This is a genomic window from Lysinibacillus sp. F12 (assembly GCF_057773605.1).
Map to the genome: position 1 here is coordinate 372416 of NZ_JBYMLP010000003.1, position 16774 is coordinate 389189.

At 34.9% G+C, this 16774-nt stretch carries 24 protein-coding genes; 19 read left to right on the forward strand and 5 right to left on the reverse strand.

Annotated elements, in window-relative coordinates:
- Positions 1 to 250 precede the first annotated feature (250 nt).
- Positions 251 to 1045 carry an alpha/beta fold hydrolase gene (locus tag AC3CH7_RS15790; protein WP_416277765.1) on the reverse strand — a complete coding sequence of 265 codons (795 nt, stop codon included), beginning with the start codon at positions 1043 to 1045 and terminating at the stop codon, positions 251 to 253.
- Between the two features lie 327 nt (positions 1046 to 1372).
- On the opposite strand from AC3CH7_RS15790, the gene AC3CH7_RS15795 reads away from it, so the two are divergent.
- The 6 genes from AC3CH7_RS15795 to AC3CH7_RS15820 all read left to right on the forward strand — a co-directional run bounded on the left by AC3CH7_RS15795 (position 1373) and on the right by AC3CH7_RS15820 (position 5640).
- Positions 1373 to 1507: a DUF3953 domain-containing protein gene (locus AC3CH7_RS15795; RefSeq protein ID WP_268988075.1), complete on the forward strand. Its 135-nt coding sequence runs from the start codon at positions 1373 to 1375 to the stop codon at positions 1505 to 1507.
- Positions 1508 to 1707: 200 nt separating this feature from the next.
- Positions 1708 to 2130 carry an ester cyclase gene (locus tag AC3CH7_RS15800; protein ID WP_012294281.1) on the forward strand — a complete coding sequence of 141 codons (423 nt, stop codon included), beginning with the start codon at positions 1708 to 1710 and terminating at the stop codon, positions 2128 to 2130.
- A gap of 279 nt (positions 2131 to 2409) precedes the next feature.
- Positions 2410 to 3357, forward strand: coding sequence for an oxygen-dependent tRNA uridine(34) hydroxylase TrhO (gene trhO, locus AC3CH7_RS15805; protein WP_012294282.1), 948 nt, complete (start codon positions 2410 to 2412; stop codon positions 3355 to 3357).
- 413 nt (positions 3358 to 3770) lie between these two features.
- The gene (locus tag AC3CH7_RS15810) at positions 3771 to 4043 is read left to right on the forward strand and encodes a DUF3986 family protein (protein WP_031419674.1); all 273 of its coding nucleotides are present in this window, start codon (positions 3771 to 3773) and stop codon (positions 4041 to 4043) included.
- 527 nt (positions 4044 to 4570) lie between these two features.
- Positions 4571 to 5188 carry an FMN-binding negative transcriptional regulator gene (locus AC3CH7_RS15815; RefSeq protein ID WP_031419676.1) on the forward strand — a complete coding sequence of 206 codons (618 nt, stop codon included), beginning with the start codon at positions 4571 to 4573 and terminating at the stop codon, positions 5186 to 5188.
- Between the two features lie 215 nt (positions 5189 to 5403).
- Positions 5404 to 5640, forward strand: a complete 237-nt coding sequence (locus AC3CH7_RS15820) for a hypothetical protein (RefSeq protein WP_012294285.1) — start codon at positions 5404 to 5406, stop codon at positions 5638 to 5640.
- Between the two features lie 391 nt (positions 5641 to 6031).
- On the opposite strand, the gene AC3CH7_RS15825 is transcribed toward AC3CH7_RS15820, so the two are convergent.
- Positions 6032 to 6124: a YjcZ family sporulation protein gene (locus AC3CH7_RS15825; protein ID WP_080695193.1), complete on the reverse strand. Its 93-nt coding sequence runs from the start codon at positions 6122 to 6124 to the stop codon at positions 6032 to 6034.
- Between the two features lie 867 nt (positions 6125 to 6991).
- On the opposite strand from AC3CH7_RS15825, the gene AC3CH7_RS15830 reads away from it, so the two are divergent.
- Positions 6992 to 8005 (forward strand): S66 family peptidase, encoded by a 1014-nt coding sequence (locus AC3CH7_RS15830; protein WP_197148355.1) that lies wholly within the window; start codon positions 6992 to 6994, stop codon positions 8003 to 8005.
- A gap of 61 nt (positions 8006 to 8066) precedes the next feature.
- Here the strand turns inward: AC3CH7_RS15830 and AC3CH7_RS15835 are convergent, their stop codons facing one another.
- A complete protein-coding gene (locus tag AC3CH7_RS15835) occupies positions 8067 to 8408 on the reverse strand; it encodes a hypothetical protein (RefSeq protein ID WP_031419681.1) in 342 nt (113 codons plus the stop codon).
- 107 nt (positions 8409 to 8515) lie between these two features.
- Between AC3CH7_RS15835 and AC3CH7_RS15840 the strand changes: the two genes are divergently transcribed.
- From AC3CH7_RS15840 to AC3CH7_RS15850, 3 genes are all read left to right on the forward strand, one after another.
- Complete coding sequence (locus AC3CH7_RS15840) at positions 8516 to 9370, forward strand: leucine-rich repeat domain-containing protein (protein WP_230584397.1); 855 nt, start codon at positions 8516 to 8518, stop codon at positions 9368 to 9370.
- 21 nt (positions 9371 to 9391) lie between these two features.
- Positions 9392 to 9610, forward strand: a complete 219-nt coding sequence (locus AC3CH7_RS15845) for a hypothetical protein (protein ID WP_197148356.1) — start codon at positions 9392 to 9394, stop codon at positions 9608 to 9610.
- Between the two features lie 215 nt (positions 9611 to 9825).
- Complete coding sequence (locus tag AC3CH7_RS15850) at positions 9826 to 10035, forward strand: hypothetical protein (RefSeq protein WP_031419684.1); 210 nt, start codon at positions 9826 to 9828, stop codon at positions 10033 to 10035.
- Positions 10036 to 10272: 237 nt separating this feature from the next.
- Here AC3CH7_RS15850 and AC3CH7_RS15855 read toward each other — a convergent pair whose 3' ends face one another.
- Both AC3CH7_RS15855 and AC3CH7_RS15860 read right to left on the reverse strand, forming a co-directional pair.
- Positions 10273 to 10926, reverse strand: a complete 654-nt coding sequence (locus AC3CH7_RS15855) for a FusB/FusC family EF-G-binding protein (protein ID WP_036168098.1) — start codon at positions 10924 to 10926, stop codon at positions 10273 to 10275.
- Positions 10927 to 11323: 397 nt separating this feature from the next.
- Positions 11324 to 11611, reverse strand: a complete 288-nt coding sequence (locus AC3CH7_RS15860) for a hypothetical protein (protein WP_031419686.1) — start codon at positions 11609 to 11611, stop codon at positions 11324 to 11326.
- 293 nt (positions 11612 to 11904) lie between these two features.
- On the opposite strand from AC3CH7_RS15860, the gene AC3CH7_RS15865 reads away from it, so the two are divergent.
- The 9 genes from AC3CH7_RS15865 (at position 11905) to AC3CH7_RS15905 (ending at position 16618) form a co-directional block, all read left to right on the forward strand.
- Entirely contained in the window at positions 11905 to 12102 is a 198-nt protein-coding gene (locus tag AC3CH7_RS15865; RefSeq protein WP_198696172.1) for a hypothetical protein, read from the forward strand.
- A 257-nt stretch (positions 12103 to 12359) separates the two neighbouring features.
- On the forward strand, positions 12360 to 13007 hold the full coding sequence (locus AC3CH7_RS15870) for a class I SAM-dependent methyltransferase (RefSeq protein ID WP_012294293.1): 648 nt from the start codon (positions 12360 to 12362) through the stop codon (positions 13005 to 13007).
- Complete coding sequence (locus AC3CH7_RS15875) at positions 13008 to 13985, forward strand: HD domain-containing protein (protein ID WP_488381497.1); 978 nt, start codon at positions 13008 to 13010, stop codon at positions 13983 to 13985.
- A gap of 231 nt (positions 13986 to 14216) precedes the next feature.
- A complete protein-coding gene (locus AC3CH7_RS15880; RefSeq protein WP_031419688.1) occupies positions 14217 to 14615 on the forward strand; it encodes a MarR family winged helix-turn-helix transcriptional regulator in 399 nt (132 codons plus the stop codon).
- Positions 14615 to 14962 (forward strand): DUF3147 family protein, encoded by a 348-nt coding sequence (locus AC3CH7_RS15885; RefSeq protein ID WP_012294296.1) that lies wholly within the window; start codon positions 14615 to 14617, stop codon positions 14960 to 14962. Before AC3CH7_RS15880 ends, AC3CH7_RS15885 begins: the two co-directional genes overlap by 1 nt.
- Positions 14963 to 14976: 14 nt before the next feature.
- Positions 14977 to 15459: a GNAT family N-acetyltransferase gene (locus tag AC3CH7_RS15890; RefSeq protein WP_031419690.1), complete on the forward strand. Its 483-nt coding sequence runs from the start codon at positions 14977 to 14979 to the stop codon at positions 15457 to 15459.
- A 51-nt stretch (positions 15460 to 15510) separates the two neighbouring features.
- Positions 15511 to 15804, forward strand: a complete 294-nt coding sequence (locus AC3CH7_RS15895) for a hypothetical protein (protein ID WP_488381496.1) — start codon at positions 15511 to 15513, stop codon at positions 15802 to 15804.
- Positions 15786 to 15974 (forward strand): hypothetical protein, encoded by a 189-nt coding sequence (locus tag AC3CH7_RS15900; RefSeq protein ID WP_488381495.1) that lies wholly within the window; start codon positions 15786 to 15788, stop codon positions 15972 to 15974. The genes AC3CH7_RS15895 and AC3CH7_RS15900 overlap by 19 nt, the downstream gene beginning before the upstream one ends.
- A gap of 134 nt (positions 15975 to 16108) precedes the next feature.
- Entirely contained in the window at positions 16109 to 16618 is a 510-nt protein-coding gene (locus AC3CH7_RS15905) for a hypothetical protein (protein WP_036168112.1), read from the forward strand.
- The last annotated feature ends 156 nt before the right edge of the window (positions 16619 to 16774 follow it).

A 16774-nucleotide genomic window follows, 5' to 3' on the forward strand; every position in this document is an offset into this window, starting at 1 on the left:
GTATTCTTCTCAATCCATTATTACAATTGCTGGTGGTTTAAGTGAAACCATCTTCAACAATCGTGCGCGATTGTGGAGCAACACAGGTAATAAATAATCAAACTTTTTTATAAAAACCTAACTTCAAACTGCTAAAGAAAATCCCTTTTGATTAATCTTTTTCAAAAGGGATTCTACTTATTTAACGTAAAATAAGGGTTTTCGAGGTATTTTTGCTCAAACTTTATTGCCAAGCAACACTTATAGAACATTAAATAGTCGTTGATGTGTGGATCAGGTGTTGGTGGATATACTCATTAACTTGATCAGGTCTATCTAAATTAGTTGCGTGATGGGCATTTTTAATTATTTTTAACTGTGACTTTTTAATCTTTATATGTAGATACTCTTGTTGTCTTTGAATCATCGTATCGTGGTCACCATGTAATAATAAGGTAGGACAATTTACTTTTCCTAATTCATGGCCACTTTCCATTCTCGATACGGCATTCCAAATTCGAATCCAATTTTTATAAGACATTGCTGCAACTGTGGAATAAATATAGTGTTTATTTGCTTCGTTAAACTTTGATAGTGTATGTGCCTGTATTTTTGCTAGAAGTGACATTGGAATGAATAAGCTAGAAAATCGATTAACAGGAACTAGTATCTTTTCATACCAATTAAATTTGTTTGTGAAGGGGGTCCCTATTAATGTAAGTGATTTTACGTAATCTGGATAGTGAATGGCGGCTTGTAAAGAAATATGTCCACCCATTGATAAACCACATAAATGGGCCCGTCTAATTTTTAGATGATGCATCAAACCAATTAAATCTTTAGTGAAATCTTCAGCATCTACCTTCCCGTTCGGAAGAGATGAAGCTCCATGACCACGAACATCCCAGGTGATGGTTTGATAATATTTAGAAAAATAATCCACTTGTTTATCCCATTGCTGATGGTCCCATGATGCACCATGAGTAAAAATTAATGGCTCTCCATGTCCTTTTGTTTCATAATACAAATCTACATTATTAATTGTACATTTTGGAATGTAAAACACCTCTCATTTATCTAAGATAATCGTGACTAAATGTTAACATAAAAGTGATTGTCAGAGAAAATATTCCCATTTTACTGCGCCCGATAAATGTGTTAGCGGCAAGACATACATAACCAGCAGATGTTTTACAGATTAGGTATAGAAATTAAAACAAAAGGTTTTTTGGGAATTATATCCATGTTATTAGTTGTATTGTATAATCAAAGATACAATATCTAAAAGGTGATGATTATTTTGCTAACTATATTACAAATTATTTTTTCAATCATAGTAGTATCACTCTCAACTTACGGAATTATCACAGACGATTACCAGTTGAATTTTTTAATGATATTCTTCTTAGGATTATTGATGTTAATTTTAGGGATTAAAGAATTTCAAAGAGAGCAAAAAGTTTATGGTTGGCTTTTTATCGGAGTATTTTTATTGATAGAATATGTATTCATTCAAACTTTTTTATGATTTATTATATCCTATGCACATAGACAAGGTACTACTGCTTTTGCTTTGAAACCTGCATCCAAAAGCAAGAGAGCAACGTTTGGTGGGGCTATGAGAGTGAAAATGGTAGAATTAGATTCCAATTCAATGACTCTTACATTATTATGAAGTATGGGAGATATTAATACCCCCTTCATCATATATAGCAACGGAGGACTATCATGACACCAGAGCATATTGTTAAGAAATTTTTTGAAGAAGTACGTTCAGGCAAAAATCCCGATTACGCAACTGAATTAATGGCAGACCAAGTACTGGCACACCAAGTTATTTCAGAAGAAGAATTAACGGTTAAAAGAACGCCAAAAGATTATGCTGACCATGTAAAAGAAATGGTAGAAGCGTATGGCAATTTTTCATTAGAAATCCAAGAATTTATTGTACAAGATCATAAAGTATATGTACGCTGGAAACAAGTTGGGACGCATGTTGGCGAGGTCGATGGATATGAGCCAACGAAGCTTCCAGTGATAGAAATAGCAAGCGCAGTTTATAGAATTGAAAATGGAAAAATAGCAGAATATTGGATTCAAATTGATCGTGCTGGTATTGAAAACCAACTCAAACGAAATCAAAGTATTTAACATCCTTCGGGGTGTTTTTATTTTGCCCTGAAGAGTGGGGAAATTTACTAAGGTGTATTGTTGAATAATCTTAATAAACGGAGTCGGACCTAATGGTGGAATTACATTTATTTGTAAAAATATTCTAATGTCCACTTTGCAAATTCTTTATTAATATAGTTATACCCATTTCAGTCTAATTACCGATAGCATTTTAAGTGATTTTCCTTTATGGTTAATAGGTCGTAAAAGACACTATCAGGAATATCCTGCAAATATTGAAATGATAGGTGGAAAACAATGAATTATCAAGTATTATTATATTACCATTACACAACGATTGAAGATCCTGCTGAATTTTCAGCAACGCACTTAGCCATGTGTAATGAAATTGGTTTAAAAGGTCGTATTTTAGTAGCCAATGAGGGCATTAACGGTACTGTGTCAGGTACGATTGAGCAAACAGAGCAATACATGGCAAACATGCAAGCTGATCCATTATTTGAAGGCATAGTCTTCAAGATGGATGCGGCAGACGGACATGCATTCAAAAAGATGCACGTACGCCCACGACCTGAGTTAGTAAACTTAGGCTTAGAAGAAGACGTAAACCCACATGAATTAACAGGTCGCTACCTGTCACCAGAACAATTCCTTGCTGAAATGCAAGATGAAAATACAGTAGTATTAGATGTGCGTAACACCTATGAATACGATGTCGGCCATTTTCGTGGTGCGATTCGACCAGAAGTAGAAAACTTCCGTGATACACCGGAATGGGTACGTGCAAACCGCGAGTTATTCGAGGGAAAAAATGTTTTAACCTATTGCACGGGTGGGATTCGTTGTGAGAAGTTTTCAGGCTGGATGAAACGTGAAGGCTTTGGCAATGTCGGTCAATTACATGGCGGTGTTGCAACATACGGAAAAGACCCTGTAGCAAAAGGTCAATTATGGGACGGAAAAATGTATGTATTTGATGAGCGTTTAACGGTGCCCATTAATCAAGTAGAGCATGTGATTATTGGTCGTGATCATTATGACGGTGAACCCTGTGAACGTTACATTAACTGTGCAAACCCTGAATGTAACAAGCAAATCATTGCTTCTGAAGAAAATGAAGCAAAGCATTTAGGTGGCTGTACAATCGAATGTACCAAGCATGCGCGCAACCGTTACATCGTGCGTCACCATTTAACAGAAGAGCAAGTAGCTCAAACGATTGAGGCGTTACAAGCAGAAGCATGAAGAGCTGTCTAAGTCTACAAAACTTCATGAAATATTTTTCATAATCTCTATAAATCTTATAGAGATATTTAAAACACTCGAATGAAAGTGTTCAAACTATCCATTTCAAATGGGACTAGTTTGCTCGCTTACGTCGGGTGTTTTTTCTTTGGTATGGAATCATAATGGACTGAGGAAGAGGGGAATAGAGCTGAAACCGTTTAAAGAGAATGATCACAGGGTATTCAAAACATGTAACAGGATTTAGTTAATGCAAGCTCGCAATCATTCACCGTATATTGCTTTTATAAAAGCTTCATATCTTTTCTTATCACTATTTTTTTTGAGATGTCTCTCCCAATGACAACTTCCCTTAAATAGTTGTAAAGTATGTTGATGCATCATGTTATATTTTAAATAAAGGGGTATATATGATGAACTTTGAGGAAAATCAACATTTACATGTAGGATTTTACGATAATGGTTTTGATTTAGAAGGAATATTTTTAAAGGTGGAAAACTTGGATAAATGGTGTTTATTTTTCAATTCTACATTTTATAATATGACAATGAAAAATAACTATGATTTGTTTGATACTCACTTTGGCTATATGGTTCGGGAATATGAAATCAAAGAAGTGGATTTAACCTATGAGAAATCTAGTAAGTTATTTAAAGAATTTTTGCTAGAAGAGGGATTAATCTAATATTTTGGTTAAGGAGGATGCTTTCTTTTTGGATATGTTATGTTCTCCAAACCAACGCTTCTTTAATGTCTTTTGAATTTTTTAACAGGACAGCTAGAGGTGACAGCATTAAGAGAATCGGTCGTTTTTTAGCCACAATTGTTATAGCCTTGGATTATAAGAAAACATTGGTTTTTTGATAGTTAAATGAACATACATTATAAACAGTAAATTGCCTCCACCTTTGCTACATACACATAAAGGAGAGGAAAGCCATTATTTCTTCGTTAAAAGAAATAATGGCTTTTATTTTAGGTAACTTAGGTACGAGCATACCCAAAGCAACTTACCTTTAGTAAAATAAAATTTGAAGAGAAATTTGTCAATGAACTATAGACTAGAGCTACCTAACATAAGTGATGGTGAAGTCTTTATACTGTGATGTTGTGATTTAATTAGTATGGATAATTATTATGAAAATGTTAATAGGAATGGGACTAGAGGGCAATGGTAGGATGGTCCAAAGATTTTTAATAGGAGGGGTTTATATGTTTATTCCAAAATATTATAAAATAACAGATATGAAAGAAATTAATGAATTTATTAACATGAATTCATTTGCAACAATTGTGGCGATAAGTAAGGGGAGACCTATTGCATCTCATGTCCCATTGCTGCTTAATCAAGATCAGGATGACTATTACCTCACGGGTCACTTAGCCTACGGCAATCCTTTATGGAAAACTTTCGAGAATACGGATCAAATTTTAACTATATTTAATGGTCCACATGCTTATATTTCTTCGTCATGGTATGAGCAAGAAAATGTCCCCACATGGAATTATCAATCCGTTCATATTTATGGAAAAGCAAGTATGATAGATGGAACGGAATTAGAACAGGACTTAACAAAATTACTTGAAAAATATGAAAAATTTCGTGAGAATCCTGTCTTGTGGGAAAAGCTTTCTCCTATCATGTTACAAAAAGAAATAAAAGGAATAAAAGGATTTAAAATCAAAGTAGAAGAGGTTCAGGCTGCCTATAAATTAAGTCAAAATCGAAATAATACGGATTACGCAAATATTATAAAAGAGCTATATAAAGAAGGCGACCCACATGCTTCTGCAGTGGCTGAAGCAATGAAGAAAAACAGACATGACTAAAACAAAGGGCAGAAACGAGGTATTAAGAACGTTCCTGCCTTTAAAATTACTTTTAATTAGTGATTTCATCGATTAATAATCAAAAAGGCTGTCCTATTAATTATTAAAATTATTTAGCTGATTTAAAAAACGGAGCCATTGTATATTGAAAGTGACCTCATAATTTAATTTATATGTAGAATAGAGGCAAGATAAAGTGCAAAAGGGGTGTAAGTATGTGGTGGAAACTTAAAAAAATGATTGATGATGAACAACAAATTGTTTACAGGTATAGTCGCGAAAGTGATGAGTTGGATGGAGAAATTGCGTTTAATAGAGAAACTAATACGTTCCATTGCCTAAACTTAGCAAGTGGTGATACTGAAAGAGGAGTTGAACGGTTCTATCCGCATTTATGGAGAACAATTAGTAAAGAGAATGCGCCAGATGAACATTTTATAGCAATTGGTTAACAGTATTTAGAAAGAAGATAGAGTGAAAATAATCATTCTAATTTATTAAAGCATCCTCTAATGATGAGCCACCTCATAAGTTTGCGACATAAATCTGGGGAGTATATAAATAAACAAACAAAACAAAGCAGTTCAATGATGGATGGACCTAATACTATAAGTGTAATTGCGTGTTCCTTTTAGAGAAACATCAGGTCATAGGTATTTGAATTCCCAGACAGTTGAGCTGTGAGCAATGAACATTAAAAAAAGGGTCCATTTTTAGTGGCGACCCTTTTATGGTAAATGTAGTAATGGAAGTAGATAAGCATGTTATTTTAATTCGAAGAAGGAAGGTAATTGGGAGACTTTTTGTTATTGTCAACATAAGACGTTAAATTAATGAACATCACTAGCGCCTTGTGCCGACAATCATTAAAAGTATGAATAGGACAATGATTAGTGCGAATGATAAATTATCATGTTTGCCATAGTTGGTACCCATAATAAATCCCTCCCCTCTATCATCTAGAATATGTAAAGCTAGAGATGGGAGAGATGCTATTCATCTAATATCAATCCCTTTTTTTGAAAAAATTAGTCATGATAGTATGTTGACTAGGATCGTATGTATGTTAAGTAAATAGAAGATTGCTGAAATCGGTCGCTTAGTGCTGGAATATGAATCGATTATGTCAATTTCTGCGCTTACCCGGGAAATTTTTTTCTTATTTCCTAGGGAAGGAACCTAATACATAAGGGAAATATACATCATTAGATGTTGAAATAGTGGCGGATAAACAAATTACCGAGGAAATAAGACTGTACATGGAGCCTAATCTTATAGGGATATGATTGCTAACATAAAGGCAACATTCATTCAAAAAGGGAAATATACCTGTTATAGTTGATGCTTTGATAGATAAAAAGTTTGGTGAAAATAGAGCCAGCATAGTGATTCATAAAGATTTAAACGAAGAGTTTATATGGAAATCTGCTACTGAAGTTTGTTACTCAGAAACAGCATTTATTAAGTAAATTGACAATCAAACGCCTACTTCAATGAAGATAATACTACCTTTTTTTGAATACACTTGCGGGCACACTTTCTGTTGAAATCAATCCATCATTTATAATAATGAAACGCAAGCACTTGTCTGTGGATATCATGCTAGCATTAAAAATAAAGAATAGCTGGTTCGCATAGCTGGATGTAATTATATTGATGTTAAAAGGTGAACTACATTCAGCACAAGGCTTTGGAGATATGAATTACATGAGTGTTATTTGAAATGAAAGGATTGTACATCTCTATAATTTTCTTTGAAAATCTCGCACTTATGTTAAAATGATACAAAATAAAGGGGGGCATATGATGAAATATCCATTATTAAAAGAGGACATCACCATTGGAGTGACAGCACCTTCCTCTGGTGTTCCCGTTGAACTTCATGATTTATTGAAAACAGCCTGTATGCGTATGGAAAATAAAGGGTATAAGGTTGTTTGTGGAGAAACTGCTTGGACTCAGGATAAGGCAAAATCTGCCCCTGCTATAAAACGAGCAGAAGAGTTTAATAATATGATGTCTAATGATGAGATCGACATCATTATTCCACCATGGGGTGGGGAGCTTCTTATTGAAATACTGGAATATATTGACTTCTCCAATATTCAAACTAAATGGATATTAGGGTACTCAGATGTTAGTCTTTTATTGTTGGCAATGACTTTAACAACTGGTATCGCTACCGCACATGGTACGAACTTAGTAGATTTAAGAGGAGAGTATTCTGATGATACAACCGCTATGTGGCAGTCAGTTTTATCCTTAAAAAAGGGGGAATCCATACTACAGCATTCGTCCAATCAATATCAAAAGGAATGGCAGTTTGATAACCCCACGCCTTATGTTTTTAATTTTACCGAAAAAACGAAATGGCAAACTACATCAGATCATAGGGTGAACATACAAGGGCGGCTACTTGGTGGATGTATCGATACCATCAGACATCTAATTGGAACGAAATTCGGTAATGTTCAAAGCTTTCAAGAAACGCATATACAAGGTGAATCTATTGTATGGTTCTTTGAAAACTGTGAATTATCCACAACTGATTTACGCAGGTCTCTTGTACAAATGAAATTAGCTGGATGGTTTACTAATTGTTCAGGTATGATGTTTGGTAGAAGTGCTGCTAATACATCGGTTGGAAATTACACAATTGAAGATGTGTATCAAGAACTTTCGAAAGAACTACAAATTCCTATTATCTATGACATGGACTGTGGTCATGTGCCACCACAAATCACTTTGATTAACGGAGCTTATGCAGAAATAGATTCATATAATGGTAAAGGCACCATTTACCAACACTTTATATAAGTTTTCCTCAGTGTACAAACACCCTCTAAAAGAGTAGAGGGTGTTTGTATGGTTATGGTGCTTAGATGGAATTACGATAAGCTTTTTGTGTGGAGATGTACGTTGATTTTGATAATATATTTTGGAGATTATGTTTCCCTAATGGACCTAATTTATTTATACTAGAGCCCAACAAACCATCCTTAGCCGCATTTTTAAGTGTTTCAATTTGTTTTGTTGTGAGTTTAGAGGTTTTGCTGCCTTCAATAATTTTATTGACATTATTGATTCTCTCTTTCTCTTTAGAAGTACGGTTAATGTCGTTATTGTTTTGGTTGTTTTGTTTTTGTTGTGTGAGACCATATTTATAAGATCTGCGAGTCATTAAATATTGCATAGTTGCTGAATTTCTCGATGTCATCATAAAATGTTTCCACCTTCCTAATTTTTTAGTATTTACCATACATATCCTATTATCGTCCAAAACTCTCATTACATTAGCTTTAAAATTAAATTATGGAGAAGATGAAGATGAAAATTAACTTAGCACAGATGAATTTAAAAAAACTACCTGATGTAGAGGAATCTCAAATAAAAGAAATAAAGGAATTAAATCTTTTTGATAACGACTTAAGAAAAATACCTACAGAAATATTTGATATGACGAGTATGGAAATACTGAATATTTCAGTCAATAAAATTAACAAATTGCCAGCAGAAATCACGAACTTAAAGAATCTGAGAATGTTAGATGCAGGGCATAATCATATTGACCTCATTCCTCCTGAAATTGGTCATTTAGTGAATATGGAGGACTATTTGTATTTTCATAATAATCAATTGCAATCGATTCCTCCAGAAATCGGCCAGCTTACAAAAGTAAGATATTTAAACGTAAGTGATAATTTGTTGAGTGAACTACCAGAGGAAATAGGGAATTTAAATAAACTGGTAGAACTGCGAATAATGAATAATCGATTAACGGAGTTGCCAGAAGGTTTGAGTAGATTAACGAATTTAAGAGAATTACATTTGAAAAAAAATAAAATAACTATATTGCCTGAAAAGATCGGAGAACTAGCATTATTACGGGTTTTAGATTTAGAAGACAATCAATTACAGAAAATGCCTGATTCCTTACACAAATGTTTAACATTAAGACGGTTAAATGTAAGACATAATAAATTAAGTACGTTACCTGAATCGATAGGTCATTTGAAAAATCTATTGGAATTAGATGTAAGAAGTAATGATTTAAAGGAATTACCGGAGTCATTATTGGCAATGGAAAGCTTAGAACGACTAGATTTAAGGTGGAATCATGAATTAAAGATCCCAAGCTGGTTAGATGAATTAGAGGCAAGAGGCTGTATCGTTTATTTGTAGAAGGGAGATAGTTCGATTTCCGTGAATGCTGCTCTTGAACTTTTAACAACTGTTGTCTTTATTGTGATCATAAGTAATCCGAATGTAATGAACCAAGAGTTTATAACTCATATGAGTAAATTATTTACCACAACAACGAAGCAATTTGAAATATGGGTAGTTAGTGGGGGAATCATCATATTTATTTTATCTGTAGCCATCAATATATTTGATGGATTCCGTAAGGCTCGAATCTGTTAATTCTTTTTGCTATCTTCCATCACTACATCTAGCTTCAATCATTTTAGCTAGTCCAAAAAAGAACATATTGACCAATACGAACGTTGAATAAGATAGCTTCCATCTATTTTTTGTATGCCAGCTCATGTTATAATGAGGAGCTTAAGTTAATTAAGACCTTGAACGGATGCCAAGAAAAGCCTCCGCAGAACGAGACAGTATGGAGGTGTAAGAAAATGAATAAACGTTGGACGATTGGTAAAATTAAAGAATTTGTTGAGAACAATTCGGAAAGTAAGTTGCTAACGACAGAATATCACGGATTTTCTCAAAAGTTACTATTCAAATGTGCATGTGGAAGTAACTTTGAAAAAACATTTACTAAATTTAAAAATAAACATCAACGAAAATGTGATGTATGCCAGCCACCAAAAGAGTCACGCTAAACGTAGTGTCGATACTTAATAAAGCTTTATGTGACCTATAGTATAATAATTTTATATGAGTTTGATTTAAATCACCTTCCTCCTATAGTTCCTTTATAGAGGAGGTGATTTTTTGTGTCTGAAATTATTTCTGAAGTTTTTCCAGGCAGGATGTGGGAGAGGAATAAAGAGTCAAATTGCGCTAGTCATTAAAAAGGCAGAAATGTTGCCTACACAACATTCCCGCCCTTGTTTCAATTATTTATGGGTTATTCGTTGGAAAAATTCGCGCGTTCTATTCATATCTGATACATGCTCATTACATGTTTGGCTATCTGCACAAATATAATTACTATGGTTAGTAAATGTACCCACTACTTGCCCTTTAATGGAAGTCGTAAATAAGCCAACATCTGAATGACGATTACAGATGGCGCAAATACCGCGAACAGTATTGTTGGAAAATATACCTTTAATCCCTTGTAGTTTGTCGTCTTGTTCGAGGACAACGTATTTTCGATGTGTCCCAACATCATCCCATGCTAGGTAACAAATTTGTTGAAAATCAAGTTCATCTAAATTAGGTAGCTTCAGCTTTTTCTCCTTTTTAAACAATGATTTGAGCGTACTAGCTGTCACTGGCTTAAACGGTATGACATAGGCCTTTAACTGCTCTAACAAGGCATCGCCCTGCGCACGATCTGTGACGGTGAAAAGTTGTTCAACAAGCTGTGTTTCCTCAGTGGATAACTCTAATTTGGTAGTAATTTCCGTTTCGACAAGCCCCCGTACTGCAAGAATGACACTTTTGTCCTTCGTTGTGGTAAGGGCATGTAAAATTTTACTTAATTGCTGTTCCAGTAAGTGATAGTTTGCGACCGTTAAGAACGGCTGAATAGTTTGTTTTTCCATTTGAAATCTCTCCTGTTGTATAGGCTAATTTTAAAAGCATTTGGCCTAAGAGATCATTCAATTTCTGTTATGGATATAACTTCATTTAGACCTCTTGGACCTCAGAAGCCGTTCTAGAGCATGCATTACAAGTGAATGCGGACATTTCGATCCCTCCCTTAAGGATTTTGATTTATATAAGTTTTTTATTTTTAGTCTAACAAGTGAATTATCTTGATTTTTTAATTTTATCAAATGTTACGCTTGATTTTCAATAGTCAAATGACCAGTGAAGTGGTGGTAAGTATTTAAACATATATGACCCAATTGCCTTTGAAACTTACTTCATTAACATATTATGCTCATAATCTATATAACAGCCCGTTGGATTTGAAGTCTAGAGCTTCTTAAGAGAAATTTAGGATTGTTTGCTTATTTTTAATAAACTAATTATGTTTCTACCATAAAAAAGAATAAAGTAAATAAGTGTAACATCTATAAAGAAATAAAGTATATTAAATTGAATTGAAGTAATACCGTTTTTGGTAAATAAAGAAAATACAGATGATAACTCATTCTCACCGATGTAACTTATAAATTGAAAAGGGGCTCCAAATTTATTGGTACCATAAGATACAAAGAAAATGGACAATAAGGTCATGATAATGCTAATCCATAATAACCCCTTTTTATTTGTAACTTGCATTTAGCCACCTCCTTTTTATAGTTTCACCACCTAATAATTATAACTTAAAAATTGGAATATGGTATTTTGTTGGGAATATTAATTGAAGTATTTTCCAATAAATCTTATTTTTATATGTGTAATTCAAGTTAATAGAAGGAAAATGAGAATGGTAACATTATTAGTAGCAGTAGGGTCATTTTCAATAAGTTTTACATCCGCACAGAGTGTTAAAGCGCAGGAGCCAGTAATACAGGAAGAAGTATGCACAGCAGAATAGGGGCTTAGAGAAACTCAACAAAAGTATAATAATATTGAAGAAAACTAATATCGTAGCTGATATTTATGGAGTAAGTGCTTGGACATGGACTCAATCAGGAAAAGGAAAATCAACAATAAGTAACACAACGATTGAAACAGACGGATTTTACACTTTAGGTGTAACTTTAAATGGATTTACCATTGGAGCGAAATTACCAGGTACTATTAAGAGAACTTATGATTTATCATAAATTTTAAAAGTTTATGTAATAGAAAGCCCAGACCTTCCATTAAATTTATGGTCTGGGCTTTTCCTGTTTTCATTAAATTATAATAATATTGACCCTTATCATATGGCAAATGGCATTATTTATTTTCTGAATTGTTCGGTAAATGAATGATTGCTATAATGGAATGAATTGGTTTATAAAGGAGGAATTGTGATGACACAGAAAATGAATCGTCAACGAAACAATGCTTGGAGAATTTATTCAATTTAGGAGGCACTATGCTATTAAATCAACAAGGTTTTGATCTATGGGCGGATGGTTATGATCAAACCGTTCAACTTAGTGAGGAAAATCAGCAATACCCATTTGCAGGCTATAAAGATATTTTAAATAAAATTTTTAATGAGGTGATGCAAGTCCCAGCTTCGACTGTATTAGATATTGGCTTTGGGACAGGTGTTTTAACAGCTAAGCTTTATGACCATGGGCACATGATCTATGGTCTTGATTTTTCTTCGAAGATGATGGCTATTGCACAGGCAAAAATGCCACAGGCTAACTTAATCGAATGGGATTTATCGAAGGGTCTACCTGTAACATTGATGAACTATCAATATGATGCAATTGTTAGTACGTATGCCCTACACCATTTTACTGATGAGCAGAAGGTTACGTATATTACACAATTATTACAGCAACTAACACCCGATGGTAAAATTTTAATTGGCGATGTTGCCTTTCAAACAAGAGAGCAGCTAGAACAGTGCCGTCAGGATAGTAAAGGCTATTGGGATGATGATGAGTTTTATTTTGTTCATGAGGAGTTAAAAACTAGGTTGGAGAATTGCTGTCAGCTACAATTTTACCCAATCTCCCATTGTGGTGGTGTTTTTGTCATATCGAACTATACAGAGGTAGAGAGATAAATGCTCATTCAAGACGTTTTATATGGAGAATTCGAAATAGATGGTGTGCTAGAGGAACTTATTCAGTCAGCGCCTGTTCAACGATTAAAAGGAATTCATCAAGCTGGAGCTGGCTATTTGGTGAATCGTCAATGGGCCATTACGAGATACGAGCATTCAATAGGTGTTATGCTGCTGATTAGACGATTTGGAGGTACGCTGGAGGAACAAATTGCAGGGTTGTTGCATGATGTTTCTCATACTGCTTTTTCACATGTAGTAGATGCGGTCCTTGAAAATGCAGAAGAAGATTATCATGATACGATATTGCTAGATGTTACCCAGCCTTCTGCAATTCCAGGAATCCTTAGCAAATACAGTTATAATATGGAGAAAATTTTATGTAATCTAACGAAATGGTCTTTGCTTGAGCAGCCAGCACCAGAACTATGTGCAGATCGAGTAGATTATACATTACGAGATATGTTTCACTACGGACAAGCCTCATTTAAAGATATCCAACGATTTTTACAGGATGTATTTGTATATCAGGGGAAGCTATGTGTGAAAACGATCGATAGTGCAGAATGGTTTGTAAAAACGTATTATCAAGAAGTTATAGATTTTTTTATGGAACCAATCAATATTTATGCAACTAATAAGCTAGCACATGTCCTACAGCTCGCAGTAGCGAAAGGCATTCTATCCATGGTCGATTTTCAAAAAGATGATGCAGCAGTATGGGAGCAATTGAAAGCATCAAATGATGAAGATATTCAACGTTTATTACTACAGCTTCATGAAAAGGTAGAAGTGATTGAGGATCTAGAGAACTATGATATTCATGGTCGACAAAAAGTACGTTTGATTGATCCAAGTGTATATCAATACCAGCAATTGTATAAGGCGAGCGATTTATCAGACTATGTAAAAGAAGTGAACACCTGGGCGAATAAAAAGTTTGAGAAGGGTGTTTATGTGAGAATCATCAATGGTTAGTCTATGACAGATAGGCTAAGGTAATTCATACAAAAGGGGCTATCATAGGATAGCTCCTTTTGCTTGTTAGGCGAACATCGACAAACACAGCATAGACAGCAAGCGTACGTACTTCACTGGCATTTTTGCTCTAGCAAACTATCTGAAAATATAAACTTTATAGGAAGTACTTTTATTATATCGTATCATACGATATAATCGTATTTGACGATATATAGAAGGGGTTCCAATATGATTACAAATATAAATGAGTATTTTACTACGATCTTTTATCATCTACATACAACACATGAAGATGTGATTTCTCACCAAAGCGTGCGGATTTTACAGATGATTCAAAAGGAAGAAGAGGTAACAGTACGCGATATTGCAGGGTTACTGAATATTTCTCCTAATACAGCGTCAGAGCATGTGAAAAAACTAGAGCGACATGGCTGGGTGTCGAAAGAACGTGCGAGCGACGATCAACGTAAGGTAATTCTTCATTTGACAGTCGAGGGCTTACAAGTGCTGAAGAAAAACTCAGAATTAGATGAAGAAAAGCTAAAGCATGCCCTTAATCAGCTAACAGAACAGGAACAACAAGCCATCCTACAGGCATTCCGACGTTTAAGTGAGGTGGCGAAATAATGTACACGTTATTTAAAATTCTTAGCTCAGCAGCAATTATTGGTGTAGTCACAGAAGTGGCTCGAAGATTTCCATCCTATGGCGGGATTATTGCGGCATTACCTTTAGTGAGCATTTTAAGTATTATTTGGCTGACGGTGCAAAGTGAATCGAGTGAGCATATTCAGCGTTTTACAGTTGGTGTTATTGTTGGTTTGCCAGCAACGATGTGCATGCTGTTTGTTATTTACATGGCGATGAAATCCTCTATTCATATTGTCTTCGCTATTGGTTTAGGTATACTTTCCTGGGCGGTTTTCTTGGGCATTCAAAAGGCCATTGCAGGGGTTTTTCATATTTCCATTTAACGAGGAGTTCAGACATTACAATCATTGATATTCAACAATTACCACAACAAAATGTACTTCATTTTTTTAAGGAACATTGGGGAACTACAGAAATGGTCATTTCTAGTGGGGTTTATGACTGTAGCCAGTTAGAGGGCTTTGCTTATGTAAATGACCGTCAAGAGGTGATAGGGCTGATTACTTACGTGATTCGTAAGCAAGAGTGTGAAATCATTTCCCTCGATAGTCTAGTAGAAGGCAAAGGTATCGGTTCCGGGCTTCTCCAAGCAGTAGAACAGATAGCTTTGGATCACGGTTGTACAAGCATGACGCTTATTACAACGAATGATAATCTACCGGCGCTAAAATTCTATCAAAAACGGGGATATTACTTTATCGAAGTATTACCTAATGCGGTGGAAAAAGCAAGAGCCTATAAATCCTCCATCCCACTTATCGGCAATGAAGGCATTCCAATACGAGATGAGCTACGACTACAAAAACAACTGGACTTGTAAAAAGTCCGGTTGTTTTTTGTTATACTGAAAAAGTGGAAAGAGAGGGAAAGTATGAAAAAAATAGTATTTGCATTATTTCTAAGTGTGCTTTTGGTTGGCGCAGCATTTCTAATTTATCTTAAGAGTAATCCACCACTTGTCATTCAGAGTTACACAAGTAAACAGGGCGACGAAGCGGTAAAGGTCATTGCGATAGAAAATAAAGGATTACGTGAAATTAAGCTTAAGCAACTACTTGTCGGTGACAAACTTCCTGACAGCGCGGAGCTTATCATTAGTAAGTCTGAACCATTGAGGTCGAAACAAAGCTTGAGGGAAATACAAATATGTCATTTCATAAATTAACGCAAGTAAAGATTTTACCTCGTGCATACATAGATCAACAAGCAATTGGCAAGCAGCCACAGTATTACGCTGTTCAAGTCAAAGCAGCCGACATTGAGAAGGTAAAGATTCAATATGAATATTTACAAATACCTTTTACCCTAACAGCGGAACTCCAGCAAGGCCAATAGATAGATTAAACGCTAATTTTGTCTTATCGCTTATGCGTGTGTCATTTTCTAAGATTGTTTGATGAAAACCACTTACTCCTCCTAAAACATGGTAATATTATAGGAACAGCAATCGTGATACTAGGAGGGACCTAATGGCAATTCTCATAATGGGTATAGTACTATTTATCTGTGTTATCACTGTGGCTTTAGTGTTTATGAAGAAGTTTTCGAGGAATGAAATTATGCTTGAAGTAACAGCCACCTCAGAAGGGAAAAATGAATTAGATCAAGCCATAATGAAAATATATTTTACGTATTCTATCGGTAAACTTGCTAGTAGGAAACGTCAAATCCTAGGCAGTGTTGAGTGGTCTGAAGGATGGATGCCTGTTAGCTATAATCTAAAGGAGAATGGTATGTATCGTGAGGAGAGACTACTTTATGCAACAAAAAATCAGTCTTACTCTACCTTTGAGATTCATGCATCCAATGCAATCGATGAGCAAGGGCGAGGTGAGGGGTATGCAGTTCTCGTATTAGAAAATCCTGAAATTTCCCATAGATCATCTAGAGCTGGTGTTATCCTTGCCGTCACAGCCAATATGATTACATATCAATTATCAGATTCCACTAGCTGGAACAATGATGTTGTCATTAATTAACCTGAGAAAAGCTATCCAGTTTGGGTAGCTTTTTTTAGTGCTAAAAAGTAAAATTAGGCTGATTATGGAACTATATGATGGGAATAACGTATAAAAAGAAGAGGGCCTTGTAGGATGGAGAAGGATATAGGTGAACGAAATGTAAGGAATCGGCGC